This window comes from Rhodobacter capsulatus, from assembly GCF_052363175.1.
In the GTDB taxonomy this organism is placed as follows: domain Bacteria; phylum Pseudomonadota; class Alphaproteobacteria; order Rhodobacterales; family Rhodobacteraceae; genus Rhodobacter; species Rhodobacter capsulatus_D.
The window spans coordinates 2444881-2469558 of the sequence record NZ_CP198946.1 but is presented as its reverse complement, the minus strand read 5'-3'; the positions used below and the strand labels follow the sequence as shown (position 1 = coordinate 2469558).

The 24678-nt window shown below is 65.2% G+C and carries 21 protein-coding genes and 1 pseudogene; 13 read left to right on the top strand and 9 right to left on the bottom strand.

All coding sequences use genetic code 11. The annotated features are described in order from the left end of the window. The first annotated feature begins 64 nt into the window (after positions 1–64). The 9 genes from glpD to ACTTAI_RS12915 all read left to right on the top strand — a co-directional run bounded on the left by glpD (position 65) and on the right by ACTTAI_RS12915 (position 10403). A complete protein-coding gene (gene glpD / locus ACTTAI_RS12955) occupies positions 65–1654 on the top strand; it encodes a glycerol-3-phosphate dehydrogenase (RefSeq protein ID WP_444451962.1) in 1590 nt (529 codons plus the stop codon). A gap of 85 nt (positions 1655–1739) precedes the next feature. After that, positions 1740–2831 (top strand): ABC transporter ATP-binding protein, encoded by a 1092-nt coding sequence (locus tag ACTTAI_RS12950; protein WP_444451961.1) that lies wholly within the window; start codon positions 1740–1742, stop codon positions 2829–2831. Positions 2832–2841: 10 nt separating this feature from the next. Then, on the top strand, positions 2842–3924 hold the full coding sequence (locus tag ACTTAI_RS12945) for an ABC transporter ATP-binding protein (RefSeq protein WP_444451960.1): 1083 nt from the start codon (positions 2842–2844) through the stop codon (positions 3922–3924). Beyond that, the gene (locus tag ACTTAI_RS12940) at positions 3924–4796 is read left to right on the top strand and encodes a carbohydrate ABC transporter permease (protein ID WP_444451959.1); all 873 of its coding nucleotides are present in this window, start codon (positions 3924–3926) and stop codon (positions 4794–4796) included. The genes ACTTAI_RS12945 and ACTTAI_RS12940 overlap by 1 nt, the downstream gene beginning before the upstream one ends. Then, positions 4793–5599 carry a carbohydrate ABC transporter permease gene (locus tag ACTTAI_RS12935; RefSeq protein ID WP_444451958.1) on the top strand — a complete coding sequence of 269 codons (807 nt, stop codon included), beginning with the start codon at positions 4793–4795 and terminating at the stop codon, positions 5597–5599. The genes ACTTAI_RS12940 and ACTTAI_RS12935 overlap by 4 nt, the downstream gene beginning before the upstream one ends. A gap of 10 nt (positions 5600–5609) precedes the next feature. Continuing rightward, the gene (locus tag ACTTAI_RS12930) at positions 5610–5882 is read left to right on the top strand and encodes a DUF2160 domain-containing protein (protein ID WP_444451957.1); all 273 of its coding nucleotides are present in this window, start codon (positions 5610–5612) and stop codon (positions 5880–5882) included. A gap of 46 nt (positions 5883–5928) precedes the next feature. Beyond that, complete coding sequence (locus ACTTAI_RS12925; protein ID WP_444451956.1) at positions 5929–7656, top strand: ABC transporter substrate-binding protein; 1728 nt, start codon at positions 5929–5931, stop codon at positions 7654–7656. A 103-nt stretch (positions 7657–7759) separates the two neighbouring features. After that, complete coding sequence (gene glpK, locus ACTTAI_RS12920; protein ID WP_444451955.1) at positions 7760–9250, top strand: glycerol kinase GlpK; 1491 nt, start codon at positions 7760–7762, stop codon at positions 9248–9250. Between the two features lie 7 nt (positions 9251–9257). Continuing rightward, a complete protein-coding gene (locus ACTTAI_RS12915; protein ID WP_444451954.1) occupies positions 9258–10403 on the top strand; it encodes an iron-containing alcohol dehydrogenase in 1146 nt (381 codons plus the stop codon). Between the two features lie 34 nt (positions 10404–10437). Here the strand turns inward: ACTTAI_RS12915 and ACTTAI_RS12910 are convergent, their stop codons facing one another. From ACTTAI_RS12910 to ACTTAI_RS12870, 9 genes are all read right to left on the bottom strand, one after another. After that, positions 10438–11955: an AcvB/VirJ family lysyl-phosphatidylglycerol hydrolase gene (locus tag ACTTAI_RS12910; RefSeq protein WP_444451953.1), complete on the bottom strand. Its 1518-nt coding sequence runs from the start codon at positions 11953–11955 to the stop codon at positions 10438–10440. Continuing rightward, on the bottom strand, positions 11952–14591 hold the full coding sequence (gene mprF, locus ACTTAI_RS12905) for a bifunctional lysylphosphatidylglycerol flippase/synthetase MprF (RefSeq protein ID WP_444451952.1): 2640 nt from the start codon (positions 14589–14591) through the stop codon (positions 11952–11954). The genes ACTTAI_RS12910 and mprF overlap by 4 nt, the downstream gene beginning before the upstream one ends. A 359-nt stretch (positions 14592–14950) precedes the next feature. Beyond that, positions 14951–15754, bottom strand: coding sequence for an ABC transporter ATP-binding protein (locus ACTTAI_RS12900; RefSeq protein ID WP_444451951.1), 804 nt, complete (start codon positions 15752–15754; stop codon positions 14951–14953). Further along, positions 15751–16575 carry an ABC transporter permease gene (locus ACTTAI_RS12895; protein WP_444451950.1) on the bottom strand — a complete coding sequence of 275 codons (825 nt, stop codon included), beginning with the start codon at positions 16573–16575 and terminating at the stop codon, positions 15751–15753. The genes ACTTAI_RS12900 and ACTTAI_RS12895 overlap by 4 nt, the downstream gene beginning before the upstream one ends. A gap of 45 nt (positions 16576–16620) precedes the next feature. Continuing rightward, a complete protein-coding gene (locus ACTTAI_RS12890) occupies positions 16621–17583 on the bottom strand; it encodes an ABC transporter substrate-binding protein (RefSeq protein ID WP_444451949.1) in 963 nt (320 codons plus the stop codon). 223 nt (positions 17584–17806) lie between these two features. After that, entirely contained in the window at positions 17807–18022 is a 216-nt protein-coding gene (locus ACTTAI_RS12885) for a hypothetical protein (protein ID WP_444451948.1), read from the bottom strand. Continuing rightward, complete coding sequence (locus ACTTAI_RS12880; protein ID WP_444451947.1) at positions 18012–19640, bottom strand: cbb3-type cytochrome c oxidase subunit I; 1629 nt, start codon at positions 19638–19640, stop codon at positions 18012–18014. Before ACTTAI_RS12880 ends, ACTTAI_RS12885 begins: the two co-directional genes overlap by 11 nt. Next, positions 19637–20392: a hypothetical protein gene (locus ACTTAI_RS12875; RefSeq protein ID WP_444451946.1), complete on the bottom strand. Its 756-nt coding sequence runs from the start codon at positions 20390–20392 to the stop codon at positions 19637–19639. The genes ACTTAI_RS12880 and ACTTAI_RS12875 overlap by 4 nt, the downstream gene beginning before the upstream one ends. Before the next feature lie 148 nt (positions 20393–20540). Beyond that, the gene (locus tag ACTTAI_RS12870) at positions 20541–20852 is read right to left on the bottom strand and encodes a hypothetical protein (RefSeq protein ID WP_444451945.1); all 312 of its coding nucleotides are present in this window, start codon (positions 20850–20852) and stop codon (positions 20541–20543) included. Between the two features lie 326 nt (positions 20853–21178). Between ACTTAI_RS12870 and ACTTAI_RS12865 the strand changes: the two genes are divergently transcribed. The 4 genes and pseudogenes from ACTTAI_RS12865 to ACTTAI_RS12850 form a co-directional block, all read left to right on the top strand. Beyond that, on the top strand, positions 21179–22429 hold the full coding sequence (locus tag ACTTAI_RS12865) for a PAS domain-containing protein (RefSeq protein ID WP_444451944.1): 1251 nt from the start codon (positions 21179–21181) through the stop codon (positions 22427–22429). A gap of 90 nt (positions 22430–22519) precedes the next feature. Next, positions 22520–23104, top strand: a complete 585-nt coding sequence (locus ACTTAI_RS12860) for a hypothetical protein (RefSeq protein WP_444451943.1) — start codon at positions 22520–22522, stop codon at positions 23102–23104. Beyond that, a complete protein-coding gene (locus tag ACTTAI_RS12855) occupies positions 22986–24302 on the top strand; it encodes a PDC sensor domain-containing protein (RefSeq protein ID WP_444451942.1) in 1317 nt (438 codons plus the stop codon). Before ACTTAI_RS12860 ends, ACTTAI_RS12855 begins: the two co-directional genes overlap by 119 nt. Next, a pseudogene (locus tag ACTTAI_RS12850) lies at positions 24245–24637 on the top strand (methyl-accepting chemotaxis protein); the annotation flags it as partial. The gene ACTTAI_RS12855 and the pseudogene ACTTAI_RS12850, both read left to right, overlap by 58 nt. Between the last annotated feature and the right edge of the window lie 41 nt (positions 24638–24678).

The following is a 24678-nucleotide window of genomic DNA, read 5'->3' as shown; positions in this document are numbered from 1 at the left end:
TCGCTTCGCGCAAAAACGAAAACAAATATTTGACATTCGAGCGATTCTCGCGCCTCCTGCGATCATGCCCAAGGGAGGGGACAGAGTGACTGCGGATTCAGCCGATATCGGGCCGGTCGATGTGTTTGTCATCGGTGGCGGCATCAATGGCTGCGGCATCGCCCGCGACGCAGCCGGGCGCGGCCTGTCGGTCACGCTGGCTGAAATGGGTGATCTTGCGCAGGCGACCTCTTCGGCTTCGACCAAGCTGTTTCACGGCGGTCTGCGCTATCTTGAGTTCTTCGAATTCCGACTCGTGCGTGAATCGCTGCGCGAACGCGAAATCCTGCTTGCGGCGATGCCGCATATCAGCTGGCCGATGCGCTTCGTGCTGCCGTTGCATCCGGGGATGCGGTTCGAAAGCGACACGCCCACCTCGCGGCTGCTCTCGCTGCTGATGCCCTGGATGAAGGGGCGCCGCCCCGACTGGCTGCTGCGGCTGGGGCTGTTTCTTTACGATCATCTGGGCGGGCGCGAAATTCTGCCCGGCACCCGCGCGCTTGACCTTGCGCGCGACCCGGCCGGGGCGGCGCTGCAGCAGAGGTTCCGCCGCGCTTATGAATATTCCGACTGCTGGGTGCAGGATGCGCGGCTTGTCGTGCTGAATGCGCGCGATGCCGCCGCGCGCGGGGCACAGATCCTCGTGCGGACGCGCGTGGTCTCGGCCGCACGCGAAGGCGGGCTCTGGCGCATCGTCACCGAAGGCCCCGAGGGCCGTCGCACGCATCTGGCCCGCGCGCTTGTCAATGCCGGGGGGCCCTGGGTCGAGCAGGTGGTGCGCAACACGATCGGGCTTGAGAGCCCGGCTTCGATCCGCCTCGTGCGGGGCAGCCATATCGTCACCCGCAGGCTTTACGACCATGATCGCTGCTATTTCCTGCAGGGCGAGGACGGGCGGATCATCTTCGCGATCCCCTATGAGGGCGAGTTCACCCTGATCGGCACCACCGATCAGGACCATCTGGGCCCGCCCGACACCGCCCGCTGCACCGAGGCCGAACAGGAGTATCTGTGCGCCTTCGCCTCGCAATACTTCCGCAAGCCGGTGACGCGCGCCGATATCGTCTGGACCTATTCGGGGGTGCGCCCGCTTTACAACGATGGCGCCAGTTCGGCGACGGCGGCAACGCGCGACTATGTGCTGTCGGTCGATGCCAGCGAGGGCGCGCCGGTGCTGAGCGTTTTCGGCGGCAAGATCACTACCTATCGCAAGCTGGCCGAAAGCGCGCTTGAGAAGCTGCAGCCCTTTTTTGCGGCGATGCCCGGGCCCTGGACGGCGCGGGTCGCGTTGCCGGGGGGTGATTTTTCCCCGCAGGACACCGGCCGGGTGATTGCGGATCTGCAGCGCGACTATCCGTTTCTGGGCCCGGACTGGGCCCTGCGTCTGGTGCGCCATTACGGCTTGGACGCGCGCGCGATTCTGGGTCATGCTGCCTGCGCCGACGACTTGGGGCGGGACTTCGGGGCAACGCTGACCGAAGCCGAAGTGGTCTGGCTGATGGACAGGGAATGGGCTCGCACGGCGCAGGATGTGATCTGGCGACGGACCAAGCTTGGTCTGCGCCTGAGCGCCGAAGAGGTTGCGGCACTGGAGGAGTTCATGGCCGCGCGGTGAGGAGACACCGCGCCAAGACAAGGACTGCAGCGGCGTGAGGAGACGCCGCGCGGAAAAGGCTTGGCCGCGGAACGAGGGAGAGAGAATGACACTGGAGCTGAAAGGCGTCTCCAGGTCCGTTGGCGGGCGGGTGCATATCCACGCCACGGATCTGACGCTGCAAAAGGGCACGATGAATGTGCTGCTCGGACCGACATTGTCCGGCAAAACCTCGCTGATGCGGCTGATGGCGGGGCTTGATCAGCCGACGACCGGGCGGCTGTTCTGGGAGGGCGCCGATGTGACCGGGCAGCGCGTGCAGGACCGCCGCGTGTCGATGGTCTATCAGCAGTTCATCAATTACCCGGCGATGAGCGTTTACGACAATATCGCCTCGCCGCTGCGGCTGATCGGGCTCGACCGGTCCGAGATCGACCGGCGGGTGCGTGAAACCGCCGAGATGATGCAGCTGGTGCCGATGCTCGGGCGCAAGCCGCTGGAGCTTTCGGGCGGACAGCAGCAACGCTGCGCGCTGGCGCGGGCTTTGGTCAAGCGCGCCGGGCTCGTGCTGCTCGACGAGCCGCTTGCGAACCTTGATTACAAGCTGCGCGAGGAATTGCGCGTCGAGATCCCGAAGATCTTCGAGGCCTCGGGGGCGATTTTCGTCTATGCGACCACCGAACCGGAGGAGGCGCTCTTGCTTGGGGGCAACACCGCGAGCCTCTGGGAAGGCCGCGTCACCCAGTTCGGCCCCACCCCCGAAGTCTATCGCCAGCCCGCCGACATCACCACGGCGCGTGTGTTCTCGGATCCGCCGATGAATTTCATCCGGGTCGAGAAGCGCGGCCACCGGCTCAGCTTCGGGCATGGGGCCAACCTTCCGGCCGACGGGGCACTGGCGGGGCTTGCGGACGGGCGCTATCTGGCCGGTTTCCGTCCGAACCATGTCGCGCTGGCCGGGACGCATCGCGGCACTGCGGTCGAATTCGACTGCGAGCTGAGCGGGACCGAGATCACCGGCTCCGAGACCTTCCTGCATCTGCACCATGAAGGGCAGAAATGGGTCGGTCTGGTGCATGGCGTGCATCAGCTTGCGCCGGGCTCGCGCCAGACCGTCGCCGTCGATCCGAGCTTCCTTTACCTCTTCACCGAGGACGGGCAGCTTGCCGCGCCGGCCTCTTATGCCTTCGCGGCCTGAGGGGGGCATCATGGCACAGATCACGCTGCGAAATCTTGCGCACAGCTACCAGCCGAACCCCGGCTCGGAGGCCGATTACGCGCTGAAAGAATTGAACCATGTCTGGGAGGACGGCGGGGCCTATGCGCTGCTTGGCGCTTCCGGCTGTGGGAAATCGACGCTTCTCAACATCATCTCGGGGCTGCTCCGGCCCTCGCACGGGCGGATCCTGTTTGGCGACACCGATGTCACCGACGCCCCCACCGCCGCGCGCAACATTGCCCAGGTGTTTCAGTTCCCGGTCGTCTACGACACGATGACCGTGCGCGAGAACCTGGCCTTTCCGCTGCGCAACCGCGGCATGGACGCGGGCTACATCAAGGCGCGGGTCGATCAGATCGCGGCGATGATCGGGATGGAGGCCGAGCTGTCGCACAAGGCGCGCGGGTTGACCGCCGATGCCAAGCAGAAGATCTCGCTCGGGCGCGGGATGGTGCGCGAGGATGTGAACGCGATCCTGTTCGACGAGCCGCTGACGGTGATCGATCCGCACATGAAATTCGAGCTGCGCACGCAGCTCAAGTCGCTGCACCGCGAGTTCGGCCATACGATGATCTATGTCACGCATGACCAGACCGAGGCGCTGACCTTCGCCGACAAGGTGGTGGTGATGCATGATGGGCGGGTGCTGCAGATGGGCACGCCCGAAGAGCTGTTCGAGCGTCCGGCCCATACTTTCGTCGGCTATTTCATCGGCTCGCCGGGGATGAACCTGTTCGATGCCGAAATCTCTGGATCGCGGGCCGTGATCGGCGGGGTCGAGGTGGCGCTGGGCGCCTCTTACGGGCCGATGACGGGCCGCACCCAGATCGGCATCCGCCCCGAATTCTGCGGGCTCGACCGTGATGTCGGGCTGCCGTTCCGGGTGCGCCGGATCGAGGATGTGGGACGGCACCGGATCATCCGCGGCGAGGTCATGGGCGCGCCCGTCAACATCACCGCCCCCGAGGGGACGGAGATTGCGGCGGATGCGACCCGCATCCTGTTCGCACCGGAAAAAATCAACGTCTATGCCGATGGCTGGCGTGTCGCACCGCTCGGGGAGGGGCGCTGATGGACAAGACGCTCAACAACAAGGCTTGGTTCCTGGTGGCGCCGGTTCTGGTGCTGGTCGCCTTTTCGGCGGTGGTGCCGCTGATGACGGTGGTGAATTACTCGGTGCAGGACACCTTCGGCAACAACCAGTTCTTCTGGGCCGGTCTCGAATGGTTCGATGAGATGCTGCATTCGGAGCGGATGTGGGCCGCGCTTGGACGGCAGGCGATCTTTTCGGCGATCATCCTGGCGATCGAGGTGCCGCTGGGCATCTTCGTCGCCCTGAACATGCCGAAAAAGGGCTTCTGGGCTTCGGTCTGTCTGGTGCTGATGGCTTTGCCGCTGCTGATCCCGTTCAACGTCGTCGGCACGATCTGGCAGATCTTCGGGCGCGTCGACATCGGCCTGCTTGGCTACACGCTGGCGCAGCTCGGCATCGATTACAACTACACCGCCAATGCCATCGACGCCTGGGTGACGGTGGTGGTGATGGATGTCTGGCACTGGACCTCGCTGGTGGCGCTGCTGGCCTATGCCGGTCTGCAATCGATCCCCGAGGCCTATTATCAGGCCGCCAAGATCGATCAGGCCAGCCGCTGGTCGGTGTTTCGCTACATCGAACTGCCGAAGATGCAGGGCGTGCTGCTGATCGCGGTGCTGCTGCGCTTCATGGACAGTTTCATGATCTATACCGAGCCTTTCGTGCTCACCGGGGGCGGCCCCGGCAACTCGACCACCTTCCTGTCGATCGACCTCGTCAAGATGGCGGTCGGCCAGTTCGACCTTGGCCCGGCGGCGGCGTTCTCGCTGATGTATTTCCTCGTCATCCTCGCGATTTCCTGGGTGTTCTACACAGTGATGGTCAATCTCGACAAGGCGGAGGGCAAATGATGAAAAGCCCGAAACAGGCGTTGGTGATGACGCTCTACATCCTGTTCCTGATGGTGCCGATCTACTGGCTCGTGAACATGAGCCTGAAGACCAATACCGAGATCCTCGGCACCTTCTCGCTTTGGCCGCGCGATCTGACGCTGGCCAATTACCGCACCATCCTGACCGATCCGAGCTGGTATATGGGCTATGTCAACTCCATGATCTATGTAGTTGAAAACATGGTCATCTCGATCGCGGTGGCGCTGCCTGCGGCCTATGCTTTCTCGCGCTATCGCTTCATGGGCGACAAGCATCTGTTCTTCTGGCTGCTCACCAATCGGATGGCGCCGCCCGCGGTTTTCGCGCTGCCCTTCTTCCAGCTCTATTCCTCGGTCGGGCTGTTTGACACCCATATTGCGGTGGCGCTGGCGCATTGCCTGTTCAACGTGCCGCTTGCGGTCTGGATCCTCGAGGGCTTCATGCGCGGCGTGCCCAAGGAAATCGACGAGACCGCCTATATCGACGGCTATTCCTTCGGGCGGTTCTTCGTGCGGATCTTCATGCCGCTGATCGCCAGCGGCATCGGTGTCGCGGCCTTCTTCTGCTTCATGTTTTCCTGGGTGGAACTGCTGCTCAGCCGCACGCTGACCTCGGTCAATGCCAAACCGATCGCCGCCGCGATGACGCGCACGGTCTCGGCCTCGGGGATGGATTGGGGCGTGCTCGCCGCGGCGGGGGTGCTGACCATCATCCCCGGCGCGCTCGTGATCTACTTCGTTCGCAACTACATCGCCAAGGGCTTTGCCCTGGGCCGCGTGTAAGGAGACCGTCATGGCCTGGATGGCATGGACCCTGCCCACCGCGATCTTCTTCGGTGTGATCGCCTGCCTGCTTGTGACCTTCACCGTGCTGGCGATCCGCTTTCCCGAAACCCCGCGCGTCGGCGTTTTGCGGATCGAGACCACCCGCGGCGACCGGCTTTTCATCACGCTTCTCGGCTCGGCCTTCATCAACCTGATCTGGCTCGCCTTCGTCGGCCCCACCCTGTGGTGGGCTCTCGCCCTGTGCCTCGTTTACGCCGCAGCGGTCTTCCGCTGGGTGTGACGCCCGCACCAAGCAAAGCTTCACGTATCTCAATAGGGAGGAGAACATGAAACTGCACCTGACCACGGCCATCGGATTGGCCTTGCTCGTCACATCGCCGGCCTTTGCCGGCATCGACGAAGCCAAGGCCTTCCTTGACAGCGAGATCGGCGATCTGTCGTCGCTTTCGCGCGCAGACCAGGAAAAGGAGATGCAATGGTTCATCGACGCGGCCAAGCCCTTTGCGGGCATGGAAATCCACGTCGTGTCGGAATCGCTGACCACCCATGCCTATGAATCGAAGACGCTGGCGCCCGCTTTCACCGCGATCACCGGCATCAAGGTTGTTCACGACCTGATTCAGGAAGGCGATGTGGTCGAGAAGATCCAGACCCAGATGCAGACGGGCGAAAACATCTATGACGCCTATATCAACGACAGCGACTTCATCGGCACGCATTGGCGCTATGGTCAGGTCCGCGATCTGACCGACTGGATGGCGAACGAAGGCAAGGATGTCACGAACCCGGGGCTTGATCTGCAGGATTTCGTCGGCCTGTCCTTCACCACCGCGCCCGATGGCAAGCTTTACCAGCTGCCCGACCAGCAATTCGCCAACCTCTACTGGTTCCGCTACGACTGGTTCAACGACGAAAAGACCAAGGCTGATTTCAAGGCCGAATATGGCTACGATCTTGGCGTGCCGGTGAACTGGTCGGCCTATGAGGACATCGCCAAGTTCTTCACCGGTCGCGACATGAGCTATATCGGCGGGCCGTCCAAAGTCTATGGCAACATGGATTACGGCAAGAAGGACCCCTCGCTGGGCTGGCGCTTCACCGATGCGTGGCTCTCGATGGCCGGGAACGGCGACAAGGGCCTGCCGAACGGCAAGCCGGTCGATGAATGGGGCATCCGCGTTGACGAGAATTCCCGTCCGGTCGGGTCTTGCGTGGCGCGTGGTGGCGATACCAACGGCCCGGCGGCCGTCTATGCGGTCTCGAAATATGTCGACTGGCTGAAGAATTATGCCCCGCCCGCGGCAGAGGGCATGACCTTCGGCGAGGCCGGTCCGGTGCCCGCGCAGGGCGAGATCGCGCAACAGGCGTTCTGGTATACCGCCTTCACCGCCGACATGGTGAAGCCCGGCCTGCCGGTGGTGAACGCGGACGGCACGCCGAAATGGCGCATGGCGCCCAGCCCGCATGGTGCTTACTGGCAGGAGGGGATGAAGCTTGGTTATCAGGACGTGGGCGCCTGGACCTTGATGAAATCGACCCCGGTCGACCGCGCCAAGGCGGCCTGGCTCTATGCCCAGTTCGTCGACAGCAAGACCGTGGACGTGAAGAAAGCCCATGTCGGTCTGACCTTCATCCGCGAAAGCACGATCCGTCACGAGAGCTTCACCAAACGCGCGCCGGAGCTGGGCGGGCTGATCGAATTCTACCGCTCGCCCGCGCGCGTGCAGTGGACGCCGACCGGCACCAACGTCCCCGACTATCCGAAGCTCGCGCAGCTCTGGTGGCAGAACATCGGCGATGCTTCCTCGGGGGCGAAGTCGGTGCAGGAGGCGATGGATGCGCTTTGCGCCGCGCAAGAGCAGGTGCTCGGCCGTCTGGAACGCTCCGGCATGCAGGGCGATATGGGGCCGAAACTCGCCGAAGAGCATGATCTCGACTGGTGGAACGCCTATTCGAAGGAACATGGCTCGCTTGCGCCGCAGCTGAAGCTTGCCGAGGAAAAGGACAAGCCGATCACCGTGAGCTACGACGAACTCGTCGCCTCGTGGAAATGATCTGAGCGATCCGGGGGGGCGGGCGTGCCTGCCCCCTTGCTCTTTGCCGCCATGGCCCGCAAACCGGGCCATCGCCGCACAGAGACACGGCCGGGAGACACCGATGACCCATATTCTTGCCATCGATCAGGGCACCACCTCGTCGCGGGCGATCCTGTTCGATGCCGATCTGCGACCTGTCGCCGTCGCGCAGGAGGAATTTCCGCAGCTTTTCCCGCGCTCTGGCTGGGTCGAACATGATCCTTCCGATCTGTGGTCGACCGTTGCCGCCACCTCGCGCGCGGCGCTTGAGCGTGCGGGGATCGACGCGCATGAGGTGGTGGCGATCGGGATCACCAACCAGCGCGAAACCACGCTCGTCTGGGACCGCCATTCCGGCCAGCCGGTCTGCAATGCGATCGTCTGGCAAGATCGCCGCACCGCCGATTTCTGCGCCGAACTGCGCGCGGAAGGGTTCGAGGAGGTGATCACCACCAAGACCGGCCTGCTGGCGGACCCCTATTTTTCCGGCACCAAGCTGCGCTGGATCCTTGAAAATGTCGAGGGTGCGCGGGCGAGGGCCGAGGCGGGCGATCTGCTGTTTGGCACCGTGGACAGCTGGCTGATCTGGAAGCTGACCGGCGGGCGCGTCCATGCCACCGACGCCACCAATGCGGCGCGGACCATGCTTTACGACATCGCCAAGGGGGGCTGGTCGCGCACGATCTGCGCGCGCTTCGGCATTCCGATGACCATGCTGCCCGAGGTGCGCGATTGCGCCGCCGATTTCGGCATGACGCGGGCGGATCTTTTCGGTCACGAAATCCCGATCCTGGGTGTCGCGGGCGATCAGCAGGCGGCGACCGTGGGGCAGGCCTGTTTCGAGCCCGGGATGATGAAGGCCACCTATGGCACCGGCTGCTTCGCGCTTCTGAACACCGGCGCGCAGATGGTGCGCTCGCGCAACCGGATGCTGACCACCATCGCCTATCAGCTTGACGGCAAGCCCACCTATGCGCTTGAAGGCTCGATCTTCATTGCGGGCGCGGTGGTGCAATGGCTGCGCGACGGGCTCAAGATCATCCGCGAGGCGAAGGAAACCCAGCCGCTGGCCGACAGCGCCGACAGTGCCCAGCAGGTGATCCTCGTGCCCGCCTTCACCGGGCTTGGGGCGCCTTACTGGAACGCCGAATGTCGCGGTGCGATGTTTGGCCTGACCCGCGCCACCGGCCCGGCCGAGATCGCCCGCGCAGCCCTTGAAAGCGTCGGCCACCAGACCCGCGATCTGCTTGATGCCATGCGCATGGATTGGGCCTGCGAGGCCGCGCAGGCCACCTTGCGGGTGGATGGCGGCATGACCGCTTCGGATTGGGCGATGCAGTTTCTGGCCGATATCATTGGCGCGCCGGTCGATCGCCCGCAGGTGCTGGAGACCACCGCGCTGGGCGTTGCATGGCTTGCGGGCTATCGCGCCGGGATCTGTCCCGAGCCCGCCCGCTTTGCCCGCAGCTGGGCGCTTGAACGCACCTTCACCCCGCAGATGGTGCAAGAGGACCGCGAAGGCCGCCATGCGCGCTGGAAAAAGGCGGTCGCCGCCACCATTGCCCTTGCCTGACCCCGCCATGACGCCCTTCAGTTTCCTGTGCCCGACCCGCATCCTGTTCGGCCGTGGCGTGCGTGCCGATGCGCCGCGCGCCATCCGTGCGCTGGGCACAAGGATCGTTCTGGTCGCCAGCCGCTCGGTGGGTTGGCGCCATGCGCTGATTGCTGCGCTTGCGGCCGAAGGGGCCGAGGTGCAGGTGATCCACCCCGAAGGCGAGCCCAGCCTGCCGCAGCTTTTGTCGGCGCGCGCGGAACTGGCGGGATTTCACGCCGAGGCCGTAGTGGGGCTGGGTGGCGGCTCCGCGCTGGATCTGGGCAAGGCGCTCGCCGCGCTGCTGCCCGCCCGCGGCGACATCCTGCGCCATTTCGAGATCGTCGGCTCGGGCGCCCCTCTGGAGGCCGCGCCCCTGCCTTACATCGCGCTTCCCACCACCGCGGGCACCGGCGCCGAAGCCACCAAGAACGCCGTCATCGCGATCCCCGAGCATCAGCGCAAGGTGAGCCTGCGCGACGACCGGATGATGGCCGCGCTTGCGATCGTCGATCCCGCCCTGACCGACGATTGTCCGCGTCCGGTCACGCTGGCCTCGGGGCTTGATGCGGTGACGCAGGTGATCGAACCCTATCTGTGCGCGCGGGCCAATCCGTTGACCGACGCGCTGTGCCGCGAGGCGATCTTTTCGGGCCTGAGCGCGCTGGTCACGCTGATGGACGGCGAAGACCCGCGCGCCCGTGATGCGCTGGCGCAGACGAGCCTCTTCGGCGGCATGGCGCTGGCCAATGCCGGTCTTGGCGCGGTGCACGGGCTGGCGGGCGTTGTGGGCGGGGCCTCGGCCGCGCCGCATGGCACGATCTGCGGCCAACTGCTGCCGGGCGTCTTGCAGGCGAACCGGCAGGAACTGCGGCGGCTTGGGCGCGATACCGCCCGTTTCGACGCGGTGGCGGGCTGGATCGCGGCGGCGCTGGGGGGTCCGGAGGCCGAGGCCTTTGACACCCTCGAAGCGCGCATCGAGACCTGGGGCCTGCCGCGGCTGGGCCGCTTCGGCCTGACGCCCGACAGCTTTGAAGCGCTTGCCGAGGCGGCGAAATCCAGCTCTTCGATGAAGGCGAACCCTGTCGACCTGTCGACGGCTCATTTGGTCGCCCTGCTGGCCCGCGCGGCCTAGCGCCACGCGGGTCGGGCCCTGCCAGAGCGCGGGCTCAGGGTTTTCGTCCCGCCAGACGGGTCGCCAGATCGGACAGGATTTGCGCGGCAAGCGCCTCGTAATTGCCGTCAAAATGGTGCCCGCCATCGACGGGGATCAGCTGCACCCCCGGTGTCTTGCTGGCATGGCAGGCGTCATCCTCGTCATCGGTGCCGTAGAAGCATTGCACGAGACTCGGACGATCCATCCGGGCGATGTCATCGAGCGGATCGCCCGCCGCCCCGGCCTGTTCGATCCCCAGCCAGCCATCGACCGAGACCTGATAATCGACCTGATGCGAAAGCGACATCAGGGTGATCTGCGCCACCTTGGCGCGTTCTGCCTTGGGCAGAAGGTTGTAGGTCGCCGGCAGAATATCCGCCCCGAAGGAAAAGCCAGCCAGCACGACATGATGCACATGCCATTTGCTGCGGTAGGCCTCGATGATGCGCACCAGATCCTCGGCGGTTTCCTGCGCGCTGCGGTTGGACCAGAAATAACGCAGCGAATCCACACCGACGACGGGAACGCCGCGCGCTTGCAGCGCGGCGCCGACCTGCAGGTCGATGTCACGCCAGCCGCCGTCGCCGGAATAGAAGACCACCATCGTGTCCTGCTTGGGCTTGGCGTCATAAATCGTCAGCGGCAGCCCAAGCGGGCTGTCCGCCCCGGTCTGCATCGCGATCCGGTCGCGGATCGCCGAGAGCAAGGCGTCATGGGCGGCATCGGTCACGTCGCGCGCGACCACATCGGGATGCAGGCGCTGCAGATCCGCGACATGGGCGCGTCCATCGGGCAGGGCGGCGGGCGTGAAAATCGCCTCCACCGCCGCGGGCAGATCGCCGGGGGCGAGACCGTAGACCGTGTTTGCGCGCTCTGTCTGCCGCGGCGCATCGGTGCAAAGCTCGTTCTTCAGCACAAGACCCGCGCCCGGATCGACAGCAAGACCGGAATCGATCGTGACCAGCGGGCTTTGCGCGATCATGTCAAGCGCGAGCGTCCCCCCCGCACCAACCCCCGCCACGATCGGTGTCGCATAAACCTGCCCGCCGCCCGCGCGCTGCAGCTGATGGGCCAGACTTTCGATGTCCGAGACCATGTAGATGCATTCGCCGTCATCGGCATCAAGCGTCTTGCGATAGCTTTGCAGATCGATGCCGATCACCGCAGCCCCGTCTTCGCGCAGGGTTTGCGCCACCTGCTCGTCGGTGTCCTGCCATCCGGTATTGTCCGAAATCAGAACCACCATCGCCTTTGGCGCCCCCTCCGGGCGCAGGATGTGATCGGGCGGGATCATGCCCAGATCGAAGCGTGGTCCCTCGGGATCGCCGGGCAGGGCGACCAGCGGATCGGCCGGTTCCACCTTGGCAGGCGCCGTGGCCGAGGGGGAGGCGGCGGTCTGCGCCATGCCCGGCGCCGCCGTCGTTTGTGCCGGTCCGGGCGCGGGGGCCGGGGCTGGCGCGGTCTCGGCCCAGACGGGCTGGGCCAGCGCAAGGGCCCAAAGGGAAACCATCGTCACAAAGGTCTTCATCATTTTCCGATCACCCCACGCATTCCGCCGCCGATCAGCAGCGCCGCATCCATCAGCGCCATGGCCGCGCCCGCCGTGCCGGTCACAGCCAGATAGCGCGGCTCCCATCTGGGATGAAACTTGGCCTTGAAGGCGCGCAGCCCGCGGAAGTTGTAAAACCGCTCGCCATGTTCGAAGAGTGTGGCGCCGACATGATCCCAGACCGGAGCCATTTCGTGCCGCTTGAGCCCGGCCAGCGGCGCCATGCCGAGGTTGAATTCCCGAAAGCCCGCGTCGCGCAGATGTTCCATCAGGCACAGGAACAGATAGTCCATCGTGCCGCCCGGCGCATCGGGGGCAAAGCGCATCAGATCGACCGTGGCTTCGGCATGGGTGTCGGTCACTGCCACCGTGGCAAAGGCGATGATCTCGCCCGCTTTGCGCAACACCGCGACGGGCTGCGATGCCACATAGGCGGGGTCGAACGCCCCGAGCGAGAACCGCTTTTCGCGCGCCGCATGTTCGGCCAGCCAACCGTCCGAAATCCGTTGCAGATCCGCGATCACCGCGGGCACGTCCTCTACCGGGATCAGCGCGAAATCGAGCCCCTCGCGCTGGCCGCGGTTGACGGCGGCCCGATGGCCCGCGTTGCGCCGCCCTGACAGGGTGAAATTCGGCAGGTCGATCAGGGCCAGCTCGCCCATCTTGAAGGCGCGCAGTCCCGCATCGGCGCAAGAGGGCAGAAGTGCGGGCGAAATCTGATAGAACACCGCCCGCCCGCCCGAGGCGGCGGCCGTCTCGATGAAGCGCCAGACCAGTTCGGGGAATTCCTGCGCCTCACCCACCGGATCAAGAAGCGCGATCCAGGACCGTCCCTGCACGCCATACATGACAAAGGATTTGCCGCTGGCCGAGAACATCAGATGCTTGTCGCCCATGCGCACCAGATTGGCATCGGCCACATCCTGCCCGGCCACGATCGTCACCGCCCGGGCAATGTCTTCTGCGGTCGGCGCGGTGGGGCGATAGCTCACCGGGCGCAGGAGGCTTTTCACCGCAACGACCAGCGCCACGATCATCAGGCCCAGCAGGGCGCGCAGGCTGCGCGGAACATCCTGTTCGACTTCGAACTGCCACCACAGGGCATGGCTGTATTCGGTGTCGCGATAGACAAAGACCATGATCGCCACCGCAGAACCGATCAGCACCGTCATCGCCGCAAGCCAGTTCAGCCCCAGAACCTGCCGCATCAGCGAGGCATGGCGGGTGAAGGCACGCCGGTTCATCAAGAGCGCGACGAGGAAGAGCGCCAGCAAGGTCGCCTGGGCAAGCGCCAGCGATTTCGGCACCGACAGCACAAGCGCCAGAGCCGAGGCCACCACGGCCACCAGCCAGGCCCCGTCAAGCCGCTGGCCAAGGCCGCGCGCCGCCACGAAAAGGACAAGGCCGAGCAGGCTGGACAGGAAATGCGCCGCCTCGATGATCGGCAGCGGCAGGCGGGCGGAGAGGTAATCAAGCGCGCCCTCGCTGATCGGGGTCGCGCCCGAGAACACCAGCATCACCGCCACGATCAGCGCGAAAGCCGAGAGGATCGACGGGGCAAGTCGGGACATGGATTGCCCCAGCTCCATCGCCAGCGTGGTCTTCTGGAAGCGCCGCACCTCGGTCACGACAAGCAGCACGAGCGCCATCGTCAGCGGCAGCGCATGATAGATCACCCGGTAAACGATCAGTGCGCCAAGAAGGCTGTCCACGCCCGCGCTCTGCCGCAGGCCCGCGATCATCACCGTTTCGAAAACGCCAAGACCCGCGGGCACATGGCTGATCAGCCCCACGCCCACGGCCACGCAATAGATCGCGAAGAAGCTCGGCCAGGACACATGCAGTCCCGGCATCAGCACGTACAGCACCGAGGCCGAGGCCGCCATGTCGAGCGCCGAAACCAGCAGCTGCCGCGAGGACGTCCGTGTATCGGGCAGGTGCAGCGTGATGCCGAAGAGCCGCAGGCCTTTCGCCCGCCCGCCGAACAGTTGCAACACGGCAAGCCCCGCCAGCGCGGCAACCGCCAGAGCCCGCAGCCAGAGCGGATCCCAGCCGATGACATGGGCGATCTGCGGCGCCACGATCAGCGTGGCGATGCCCGCCATCAACAGCAGCCCCATGCCGAAAGCCAGTGTGACGAAGGCGATGACCTGCGCCACCTCGCCGGGGGAGAGGCCGAGTTTCGAATAGGCGCGGAACCGGATCGCCCCGCCGCTGAGCGCGCCGAAGCCGATCGTATTGCCGATCGCATAGGCGAGGAACGAGGTCAGCCCCACCACCGGCAAAGGCAGGCGCTTGCCGATATAGTCGAGCGCATTCGCGTCATAGACCGCAAGCGCCACAAAGCTTACTGCGGTGAAGAGCAGGGCAAGCCCGACCGATCCGGGGCTCAGGGTCTGCAGCTGCGCCACCACATCGTCGTAGCGCACTTCGGCGGTCAGGCCCAGAATGGCCCAGACCACCAGCGCAAAGATGGCCAGCATGCCGAGCGCGGCCAGCACGCCCTGAAACCGGGCGATGCGGCCCCAGAGCGGATGAGGGGCCTCCGCGCTGTCCGCCGGTGGTGCAGGCAAATCCAGATCATCGGTCTGGCTGGCTGAGGTTGCAGAGGAGGACATGTCTGATCACCTTGTCACGGGGCAAGATCGGGGCCTGCGTCGGATGCCGGAGGCGGAAAAGCGCTGCCGTCGAAATTCCTCCGGGCGCCCCCATCACGTCCAGCCAACAGATTTTGACATCAGGTCAACTTGCTGCGCGTGACGCGTGTTCGAAACGGTGGGCAGATGGTCTTTTGCGCACGTCAAGAGGGGCGCTTAACAATATGATAAGAATGATGATTTCCGCATCTTGCAGGATGCAATGTCCGGTCTGCTCCGTCTTCACGGCGGCGTCAGACCGGGGGATGCCCCGCAAACCCGCAAGGCCGCGCGACGGCTTGTGCGCGCGCCCCGCGGCCCGATCGCGAGACAGGCACCCGTCAGCGCGGGGGCATCGCCTCAGGCAGCGGGGGCATGGTCTTCAGCGTTTCCTCGCGGATATCGGCGAGGATCTCGCGCTTGATCGCGGCGAAGTCCGGATCCGCCACAATGTCATAATCACGTGGACGGGCGAGGGGCACCCGGATTTCGCGCTTGATCCGGCCGGGGCGGCTGGCCAGAACCACGACGCGATCGGCCAGATAGACCGCCTCGTCGACGTCATGGGTGACGAAGAGCACCGTGACCTTGTGATCTTCCCAGACCCGCAACAGCAGCTCCTGCATCATCCCGCGGGTCTGCGCGTCCAGCGCGCCGAAGGGCTCGTCCATCAGAAGGATCTGCGGCCGGTAAACCAGTGCGCGCGCAATCGCCACGCGCTGCCGCATGCCCCCCGAAAGCTGCCCCGGATAGGCGTTTTCAAACCCGCGCAGCCCCACCGCATCGATGAAATGCGCCACGCGTTCGTCCTTTTCGGCGCGGGTGAGGCGGCTTTTTTCCAGCGCGAAGCGGATGTTGCCCGCCACCGTCTGCCATTCGAACAGGCTGTAGCCCTGAAACACGAAGCCGCGGTCGCGCCCCGGTCCGGTGACCGGCTGCCCGCCAATGCGCACCACGCCGCGGCTGGCTTCCTCAAGCCCGCCGACAATGTTCAGAAGTGTCGATTTCCCGCAACCGGAGCTGCCGACGATCGAGACGAATTCATTCGCGGCGATCGAGAGGCTGACCTCCTCGACCGCCACCACCGGCTTTCTGTCAACGGTGAAGGTCTTGCCCACGCCTTCAAGGGTCAGAAGTGCGCTCATCTCGTCCTCTGCTGATGCCAAGCGAACAGAACCCGCCCGGTGCGTTTGAAGATCACGTCGGTCAGGAACCCCAGAAAGCCGATGAAAAGCGTGCCAAACAGGATCGTCTCGGTCGCAAGGTAGCGCTGCGCATCCATGATCCGCCGACCCAGCCCTTCGTTCGCCGCGACCAGTTCGGCGACGACCAGATAGGTCCAGGTCCAGCCGATAGTGATGCGCAGCGTGTCCCAGATGCCCGGCGCGGCGGCGGGCAGGATGATCCGCATCAGGATCTCGCGGTTCGAAAAGCCCAGGGTCTGCCCGGCCCGGATCAGGTTCATGTCGATGGTCTTGACGTTGTCCATCACCATCAGCACTTGCTGAAAGAAGGTGCCCAGAAACAGGATCAGGATCTTTTGCCCGTCGCCGATCCCCGCCCAGAGGATCGACAGCGGAATGAGCGCCACCACCGGCATGTAGCGGATCGTCGAGACGAAGGGCTCCAGCGCCCCCTCGATCAGCCGGAAGTTGCCCATCAGGATGCCGACCGGCACTGCCAGCACCGTTGCCGCCAGCCAGCCCGCGCAGATGCGATAAAAGCTGACCGAGGCATCGGCCCACAGAATGCCCTCGCGCGCCTGCCGCACGCCTTCGGCCAGCACATCGCCGGGGCCGGGCAGGAAGAGCGGCTTCACCAGCCCGAATTCGGTCACCAGCCACCACAGCAAAAGCAGAAGGGCGGGGAAAACCACGCCTGCCGAGGTGAAGAGCCAATGGGGAATGTCCTTGCGCAGCCGCAGATAGCGGCCCGGTCCTGCGGCGGGTGTCTTGGGGGTCTGCATCTGTCCGTCGGAATTGCGGGCCTGCGCGCGGCAGGCCCTGAGAGGTTACTTGCCCGCGACTTTCAGCACGGGAGCGGTCGCCATCACATCCTCGATCGCCGGGATCTTGGTGATCTCGTCGGGGTTCGAGGTTTTCATGATTTCGGCAATCTCGCGCAGCGTCGCCGGGAAATCGCCGGTGACAAGCGCCGCATTCTCGGCCGCGTCGTAAAGCTTCACGCCCTTGAAGGCGGGGGTGAATTCCTCCATCGGGCTGCCCACGGCCTTGGCGATCATCGCGCCGCCTTCCTCGGGGTGTTCGCGGATGAAGACGATGGCATCGTCCCAGGCCTTGATCATCCCCTCGACCTGCTCGGGATGGGCGGCGATCCAGTCGCCCCGCGCCGTCAGCACGTCGGAGATCAGGCCGGGCTTTTCGGCGGCGTCATAGATCACCTTGTAAGACGCATCCTTGCCGAGCGCGGCCGAGATATAGGGCTCATAGGTCACTGCGGCCTCGACCTGACCGGACAGCAGCGCCAGCCCGGCTTCCGAGGCGCCCATCGGCACATGCTCGATATCGGCAAGGCTCATGCCGTTGACCTTGAGCGCATAATTCATCAGCAGATCCGAGGTCGCGCCGCTTTCAAAGGCGACCTTCTTGCCCTTCAGCCCGGCGACATCGGCGATGCCTTCACCCGCCAGGATCGCGTCGGCGGTGGTGGACACATCCATCACCAGAAAGGCTTTCTGATCAACGCCATGGTTGAAGCTCGCAATCGCGGTGTTGGTCGCGGCGGCCACCACATCCAGATTGCCCGAGGCCAGCGCCGCGGTCATGTCCTGATCCCAGTTGAAGCTCGACAGCTCGACATCGACGCCATGTGCGGCGAAGAACCCCTTTTCCTGCGCGACCCAGAGCGGGCCATAGCCCAGCCAGGGTTGCAGGCCGATCTTCACCGGATCGGCGAAGGCGCCGGTCAGGCTGCCCGCGAAAAGCGCTGCGGCGAGTGTCGTGTTCTTCAGCATCTGTGATCCTGTCTTTCGGAAACGTCCCACGGCGTGCGTCTGGCCCAAAACCGGGCAGCCGCATCCCGACCGTGATACGCCCAGAGCGCCCGCTGCCACAAGGGAAAGAACGGGTCGGGTTTTGTGGCGGCGCCGCCCGATCTGCGGAAATGCCCGGACGATCCGTGGCCTGCCGCGGATCGCGCCGCGGCAGGCCCATTCGCAAGAGGGATCGGGGCGCTTCTCAGCCGTGCTTGACGGAGCGGCGTGTCGTGCGTGCCAGAACGAGGGTCAGGCACAGGAACAGCAGCGCGCCGAAGCCCCAGACCCAGGCATAGCCGATCATGTCGCCCCAGGGAGCCAGCGCATAAGCCACGGCCAGCGCAGCCCAGGTCACCACGACGGCAAGCAAAAGTCCGATGTCGAAGCGCATCGCAGGGGCTTTCGGGTCAGTGGGCATGGCCGCCTCCTGTGGTTTCAAGCGGAAGGGCGCGCATCAGTTCGAAGCCGAGCGCGGTGAAGCCAGCCATGGCCAGAACGATCATCAGCACGCTGAGCGGCCCGACGAGCGCCGCAGCGCCCGGCCGGACAGGTCCGGACCAGTCGAGCGGGGCAAGCACCGGTCTTGCCTGCCGGGGCAGCAGGCAGGCCGCAAGGCACAGCGCCAGCCCGGCGACGGCGGCAGCCATCACCGTGCCGCCCGTGGCCACGCCCAGCATCAGCGGCGCCCAGAGCGTCGGAGCCTCGCCGCCATAGCTTGTGTCCAGCACGCGCCGCGGCACGCCGAGATAGCCCGCCGCGATCCCGCATGCCCCGAAGACCGCAAGGCCAAGGCTGGCCAGCCCGGGCATCCGCCGGGCGAGCCCGGGCGCGGCGAGTGCCCGCCCGGTCAGAGCCGGCAGCAGCACGGCGAGCGCGGCCAGAAAGCTCAGCGTCACCGTGCCGAGGGTGAAGAAGTGGAAATAGCCCGGCACGAAGAAGCTGTCCGACAAAAGCGGCGCCAGATCGGCCTGGATCAGTACGAAGGCGAAGACGAGCCCAAGGCCCATGTTCAGCACGGCAAACCCCGCCGCCGCCATTGCCGGATTTTGCCAGGGCAGCATCCGGATCCAGCCAAAGAGCCCGCGTCCACCTTTTGCGCGGGCGTGAACCTCAAGCGAGGCGACGATGATCAGGAAGGCGGTCAGGGTCGGCACGCTGACGAAAAGCGACAGCATCGAGCCAAGGATGCGGACCGGTTGCGGCAGGTCGGGTTCCAGAAACATGTGGTAGAGCGAGGTCGGCGGCACGAAGACCAGATACATCGCAAAGACCAGTTTCGAAAACCGCGCGCCGAAGATCGAGGTGACGCCGGTCAGTTCCTGCATCAGCACATACCAGACGATGACAGTGCCCATCAGCGGCAGATAGTGCATGTTGTGAAACAGGATATGCCAGTTCGTGCTCTGCCCGGCGGGAAAGTCCGCGCGCCCCAGCGCCCAGAGGAATTCCGGCAAGAAGGCATAGATCGCGGCAAAACCGCTGACCATCAGGAAGCCCGCCCAGACAAAGAGCGCAAAGCCGGTGGCCGACAGTGCCACTCCGGGCCGGGTCAGGCTGCGCAGCGCCGGAAGCGGCAAGACCAGCAGCGCCAGCCCGAGCAGCAGATATCCGGCGGCAAAGGGGACCATCTCTTCGGGGGCATCGCGGGCAAGGTCGGGGTTGCCGTCGTAAAGAAACGGGGTGCCCGTCGCGGCGATGGCCGACAGCGCGAACCCGGCCAGAAGCAGGGCGAAGCCCGCCCAGCCAAGCGGGCTCCAGTCCAGACCGCGGCCGTGCTCGGCGGCCGCGAAAGCCAGAAGCAGCACCGCCTGCACCAGATAGAGCCAGTAGAAGAAGGCACTGATGCCATGGAAGGTCAGCACGCGATAGGCGTCGTCCGAGGGCAGATGCACAAGGCCGCCGCGGATCAGCGCCGTCAGTGCGCCGCCCGCAATGCCCGCAAGCAGCGCCAGCAGCGCCGCCGCGGCCATGGTCAGCAGCAAGCCGCGTGCCCCGGGCGAGAGGGTCGAGAGACGATGCGAGAGCGATCCGGTCATGTCCGCGCTCCTTCCATGACGGAAATCCGCGCCTTCATTCCGTCATGCCCCGCCCCGCAATAGAAACTGCAGGTGACGAGCAGTTCGCCCGGCGCGTCGAACACCATCTCCTGTTCCAGAAGCTGCCCCGGCCGCAGCCGGATCATTTTGGCACCGGTGCCGAACTGGATCGAGGCGCCATGCGCCACATCGGTCGCCATCATGCGGAAGCGATAGCGCTGCCCGGCCTCAAGCCGCAGGTGGTCGGGCGCGTAATACCAGCGCGCTGCCAGCAGCGGCACGACGATGGCAGACTCGGTCCGGGGCATGGGCGCGGCCTCGGGGGGCGGGGCCATCTCCATCCCCGCCATGGACATGCCCGGCATCATCGACATGCCCGACATGTCGTGATCCATATGCGCCATGTCGTGACCGCCATGAACCGCTGTGGTTTGCGCCGTATCACCCTTTGGGTAGACGCTGCCATCGGGCTGCGCGAAGCGGGTGATGAAGTCCTCCACCTCGGCTTCGAAGGCGGCGATATCGGGTTGTGCGGGGCCTTCACCCATGGCAGCGCCGCCGTGCCCGGCGTGCTCTTGCCCGGCGTGATCGCCATGGCCGGGCGGGTTTTGCGGGGCGTCCGCGGGGGCGAAAAGGTCTTTCGGGCCGGGGACGACCCCGTAAAAGGCCCAAAGCCCGTAAAGGGCGGTGCCACCGAACCCGGCAGTGGCAATGAAGCCCCGTCGCGTGGTGACGTGTGTTTTCGTCGTCATGACTGTGATCCTGTCGCGCCAAGGCCTTATCTGCCCGCAAGCGGGGAAGCACCCTGGACGGTTATGCTGTCTGCACCCGACGGCCCTTGGGACGCGGGCGCTGCTGCGCAGGGCCGATCTTCGGCACAAGCCGGATCGACCGCCCGGATCAGACGGTTTTCGGGGGGCGCCGGTCGGGCTGTGGCGTTCGCCCTGCGGGCAGGCCCTGCTCGATCAGGGGCTCGGCCGTGACGATCTTCACCGGAGGCCGGATCGCTTCGGCGCGGATGACCGGAACGAAAAGACAGGCCGCATGGGCAAAGCAGGAGGGGCCGGTTTGCAGCCGCCCCGTTTGCCCGTGGTGACAATCCTCCGCAGCCTGCATCGGTGCCGCCGTTTGCAGACGGATCTGATCCGCGCTGCACGCCTGTCCGACATGGGCGGGTTGCACCAGCGCAAGGATCAGCACCAGCGCCATCATCACAGGCCGCAGCAAGCCCAAAAGGCGGCCCCGGGACCGCCCCAACCGGGTCCATCCTGTTGCGAAGATGCTCAAGGCCTGCGAACTCCGAACATGCGCAGGGATAAGGATATCATGGCCGGGGCAGGGATGTCGATCATCTGCGATGGCCCGCGGCACCGCTTGGCCCGATGCGCCGTCCTTGCCACGAAAAAAACACGTCGTTGCAAGCCGGAGCGGCTGGAAACCGGCTGTGGATTTCTGGATTCGTACTAAATCAGAGTTCCTTATGAATTTGTCCGTAAGTCTTGCCGTGTACCAATGGATCATCTGATCGAGAGGCCTGAATGACTCAACTGCCCGACTTTTCGCAAGCGCTGGAGGGGGAAGCTCCCTTCGGTTTCGACGAATTGTTCTATTCGCGAACCGACAAGCGCGGGGTGATCCTTGCTGGTAACGAAGTGTTTCGGCGGGTCTCGGGCTTTTCCTGGTCCGAGATTCTTGGGGCACCGCACAAGATCGTGCGCCACCCCGACACGCCCCGCGGCCTGTTCCGGATCATCTGGGACGCCTTGGGCAACGGCCATCCGATGGGCGCCTATGTGAAGAACCGCGCCCGCGACGGCAATTATTACTGGGTCTTCGCGGTCATGCTGCCCATTGCCGATGGGTTCTTGTCGGTGCGGATCAAACCTTCGGCCCCGCTGTTCGAAAAGATGCGCAGCCGCTGCGGTGCGATGGCCGCCCAGGAGAAGGCGCAACGGATCGATCCGGAGGAAAGCGCCGCCCGCATGCGGGCCATGGCGCAGGCCGAGGGATTTTCCAGCTACACGAGTTTCATGGCCTTCGCGCTGGGTCTGGAACTCGCCGCGCGCGATGCCAAGCTTGGTCGCCCGGTCGATCCGCGCACCGAGCGGTTGATCGAAATGAACCGGGCGCTTGAGCGCGTCACCGAGGAACAGAAGAAACTTCTGCGCAGTTTCGAGGCGTTGCAGTCGATCCCGAACAACATGCGGATCGTTGCCTCGCGGATGGAGCCTTCGGGCGGGCCGGTGTCGGCGATTTCGGAAAACTATCGCGCCTCGTCGCTGGTGATCTCTGAACGGCTGCGCAGCTTTGTGGCTGGACGCGACAATCTCTGTGACCGGGTTTCGCGGCAGGCGGCGCGGGCGCTGTTCCTGATCGGGTCGAACCGCGTTCTGTCCGAAATGAACGCCGTTTTCGCCGAGGCCGAACCGGTGCCCGGGATCGACTGGGCCGAAGAACGGCTGCTGTTGCGCCGCCTTGAGCAAAGCACCCATTCCGATGCAGGCAAGGCGATGGGACAGGCGGTCGCCAATGCCGAGGAACTGTTCCGCTCCAGCGCCGAAATTCGCCGCATGATGCTGGGCCTCGACACGATCCGGGTGCTTGGACGGGTGGAATGTGGCCGCATGCGTGATGCCAGCGGCGGGCTGTCCTCGACCATCGATCAGCTCGATGTCTTCCACGACGACATCAAATCGCGGCTCGAGTCGATCATGCGGCTGTCGGAGGACATCGGCACTGCGATGAATCGCTTCTTGCGCGAAGAACAGGTTCGCGCCGTCGCCGGATAGGCGCCATCGGGCAGGGGCCCGCAGGTGCGTAAGAGGTTCGGGAGGGTGTTTCCCCGTAATTCGACGTCCTGCCGCAAAGGAGTCCTGACGATGAAAAGTCCGTTCGCAACCGTTTCCGGTAAAATGGGGCTGGCCGCCGGGGTGATGATCTCCCTTATCCTGCTCTGTGCGACCGCCTATGACGGTTGGCGCACGGCGCAAAAGGTCAATGCGGATGTCATGGGCACGGCGACGGACAAGGCCCGCGCCGCCGCCTCGGAAGTCTCGGAGCAGATCGTCGAGGCCCGCGCGGCCGCCTCGGGCCTCAGCGGCATGCTTTCGGGCTATCTCAAGACCGGTTCCGCCCGAACATCGGACATCGTGACCATGCTCGAAGCGGTTCCGAACCAATACAAATCGCTGTTTTCCTCGTGGATGGCGGGGTTGCCCGACGGCTCGACCGATGCGCTGATCACCGGCACCGACGGGCGCAACGAGGCGGGCGTCTTCACTCCTTACTGGACCAAGCAGGACGGCGGCGGTCTGCTGTTTCAGACCTTCCCGATCATGCCCGATCATGCCCGATCAGACCTGGTATTCCGTGCCCGTCACGCAGGGCAAGCCGGTCACCACAGAACCTTATCTGACGACGGAAGGCTATCTGGTGACCTCGGTGGCGGTGCCGATCCGGCTTGACGGCAAGATTGTCGGCATTGCCGGGGTCGATATCACGCTGGCGGAAATGACCGCGACCCTGTCGGCGATGGAGACCTTCGAGGGCAGCCACATGATGCTGGTCGATGGCGGCGGCAAATGGATCGTGAACCCCGATCCGAAGCGCCTCACCCAGACCTATGACGAGACCGGCGCCGAGGATCTGCGGGCTGCGCTGAAGGACGGCAAGCCCCGGCTCATCACCGGCCTGGCCGATGGTGCGCGGCGGCTGGTCTATCCGTTCAGGACCGCGGGCATGGAGGAGAACTGGGCCACGGTTCTCGATCTGCCCGAGGCGGTCTTCGTCGCGCCGGTGCGGCATGAAACGCTGATCTCGATCGTGAAGGGTGGGCTGATCCTTGCTTTGGCGCTGGCGGCGGTCTTTACCGTCTCGACTTTGGTCGTGCGCCGACCGCTGGCGCGCATGCTTGACGGCGTCGATGGTCTGGCTGCGGGTCATTATGACACTGCCGTTTCGGGCGCAGAACGGCGCGACGAGATGGGGGCGATGGCGCGCTCGGTGGAAACTCTGCGTCTTGGTCTGATCGACAAGCGCCGACTGGAAGCCGCACAGGCGCGTCTGCGCGCCGAGGCGGAGCAGGAACGGGTGCGGCGTGAAGCCGAAGACGCCCGCTTGCGCGAGGAACGCGCGGCGCGGCGGCTTGCCGATCTGGAACGCGAGCGTCAGGCGGCGCTGGCCGAGGAAGAGGCCCGCCGACGCGCCGAGGCCGAACGGGCGGCGCGCTCGGCAGAGCAGGCGGCGGTGGTCGATCATCTGGCGGCCGGTTTGCGCGGGCTTGCCGCGGGCCAGCTCGATGTCGAGATCGGCACGCGTTTTGCGGGCGATTACGAGCAGTTGCGATTGGATTTCAACGAAACGGTGGCGCGGTTGTCCGACCTGATCGCTTCGATTGATGCCACGACGCAGGGCATCGTCAGCGGCGTGCGGGAGATCACCGGGGCGACGACGGATCTGTCGCGGCAGACGGAAACCACTGCGGCGACGCTGGAGGAAACTGCGGCGGCGCTGAACGAGATCACCGCCTCGGTTCAGACGGCGGCGCAGGGGTCGAGGCCGCGCGCGCGGGCGAGGCGGGGCGCGGTTTTGCCGTCGTTGCCTCGGAGGTGCGCGCATTGGCGCAACGCGCCTCGGATGCTGCGCGTGAGATCAATGGCCTGATCGCGGATTCCGGTCGGCAGGTTGATGTCGGGGCCGATCTGGTGGCGCGGGCGGGCGAGGCGCTGCAAGCGATCATCGCGGCGATCGCGACGATTTCGGGCCATATCTCGGAAATTGCCGCCTCGGCAGAGGAACAGGCCTCGGGCATCGCCGAAATCAACACGGCGATCCACCAGCTTGACCGCACCCAGCAGCACAATGCGGCGGGGTTCGAGGAAACCGCGGCCGCCTGCATGACGCTGAATGATCAGGCGCTGACGCTGGAACACTTGCTGGGGCAATTCCAGCTGAAGGCCGCGGCGGGCGCGCAGGTCATGGCAGAGCGCGCCGCCTGATTCAAGGCGCGGGGAGGAGCCCGGTCTGGCAGTTTGGCAGG

What these genes read in the sequence shown, in the direction of transcription:
- ACTTAI_RS12900 (WP_444451951.1), bottom strand. Translation starts at nt 15,754, where the DNA reads ATGAGCGCACTTCTGACCCTTGAAGGCGTGGGCAAGACCTTCACCGTT.
- ACTTAI_RS12940 (WP_444451959.1), top strand. Translation starts at nt 3,924, where the DNA reads ATGGACAAGACGCTCAACAACAAGGCTTGGTTCCTGGTGGCGCCGGTT.
- ACTTAI_RS12860 (WP_444451943.1), top strand. Translation starts at nt 22,520, where the DNA reads ATGAAAAGTCCGTTCGCAACCGTTTCCGGTAAAATGGGGCTGGCCGCC.
- ACTTAI_RS12895 (WP_444451950.1), bottom strand. Translation starts at nt 16,575, where the DNA reads ATGCAGACCCCCAAGACACCCGCCGCAGGACCGGGCCGCTATCTGCGG.
- ACTTAI_RS12855 (WP_444451942.1), top strand. Translation starts at nt 22,986, where the DNA reads ATGCCCGATCAGACCTGGTATTCCGTGCCCGTCACGCAGGGCAAGCCG.
- glpD (WP_444451962.1), top strand. Translation starts at nt 65, where the DNA reads ATGCCCAAGGGAGGGGACAGAGTGACTGCGGATTCAGCCGATATCGGG.
- ACTTAI_RS12925 (WP_444451956.1), top strand. Translation starts at nt 5,929, where the DNA reads ATGAAACTGCACCTGACCACGGCCATCGGATTGGCCTTGCTCGTCACA.
- ACTTAI_RS12865 (WP_444451944.1), top strand. Translation starts at nt 21,179, where the DNA reads ATGACTCAACTGCCCGACTTTTCGCAAGCGCTGGAGGGGGAAGCTCCC.
- ACTTAI_RS12950 (WP_444451961.1), top strand. Translation starts at nt 1,740, where the DNA reads ATGACACTGGAGCTGAAAGGCGTCTCCAGGTCCGTTGGCGGGCGGGTG.
- ACTTAI_RS12935 (WP_444451958.1), top strand. Translation starts at nt 4,793, where the DNA reads ATGATGAAAAGCCCGAAACAGGCGTTGGTGATGACGCTCTACATCCTG.
- ACTTAI_RS12930 (WP_444451957.1), top strand. Translation starts at nt 5,610, where the DNA reads ATGGCCTGGATGGCATGGACCCTGCCCACCGCGATCTTCTTCGGTGTG.
- ACTTAI_RS12880 (WP_444451947.1), bottom strand. Translation starts at nt 19,640, where the DNA reads ATGACCGGATCGCTCTCGCATCGTCTCTCGACCCTCTCGCCCGGGGCA.
- ACTTAI_RS12885 (WP_444451948.1), bottom strand. Translation starts at nt 18,022, where the DNA reads ATGCCCACTGACCCGAAAGCCCCTGCGATGCGCTTCGACATCGGACTT.
- ACTTAI_RS12910 (WP_444451953.1), bottom strand. Translation starts at nt 11,955, where the DNA reads ATGATGAAGACCTTTGTGACGATGGTTTCCCTTTGGGCCCTTGCGCTG.
- mprF (WP_444451952.1), bottom strand. Translation starts at nt 14,591, where the DNA reads ATGTCCTCCTCTGCAACCTCAGCCAGCCAGACCGATGATCTGGATTTG.
- ACTTAI_RS12915 (WP_444451954.1), top strand. Translation starts at nt 9,258, where the DNA reads ATGACGCCCTTCAGTTTCCTGTGCCCGACCCGCATCCTGTTCGGCCGT.
- ACTTAI_RS12870 (WP_444451945.1), bottom strand. Translation starts at nt 20,852, where the DNA reads ATGATGGCGCTGGTGCTGATCCTTGCGCTGGTGCAACCCGCCCATGTC.
- ACTTAI_RS12945 (WP_444451960.1), top strand. Translation starts at nt 2,842, where the DNA reads ATGGCACAGATCACGCTGCGAAATCTTGCGCACAGCTACCAGCCGAAC.
- ACTTAI_RS12875 (WP_444451946.1), bottom strand. Translation starts at nt 20,392, where the DNA reads ATGACGACGAAAACACACGTCACCACGCGACGGGGCTTCATTGCCACT.
- glpK (WP_444451955.1), top strand. Translation starts at nt 7,760, where the DNA reads ATGACCCATATTCTTGCCATCGATCAGGGCACCACCTCGTCGCGGGCG.
- ACTTAI_RS12890 (WP_444451949.1), bottom strand. Translation starts at nt 17,583, where the DNA reads ATGCTGAAGAACACGACACTCGCCGCAGCGCTTTTCGCGGGCAGCCTG.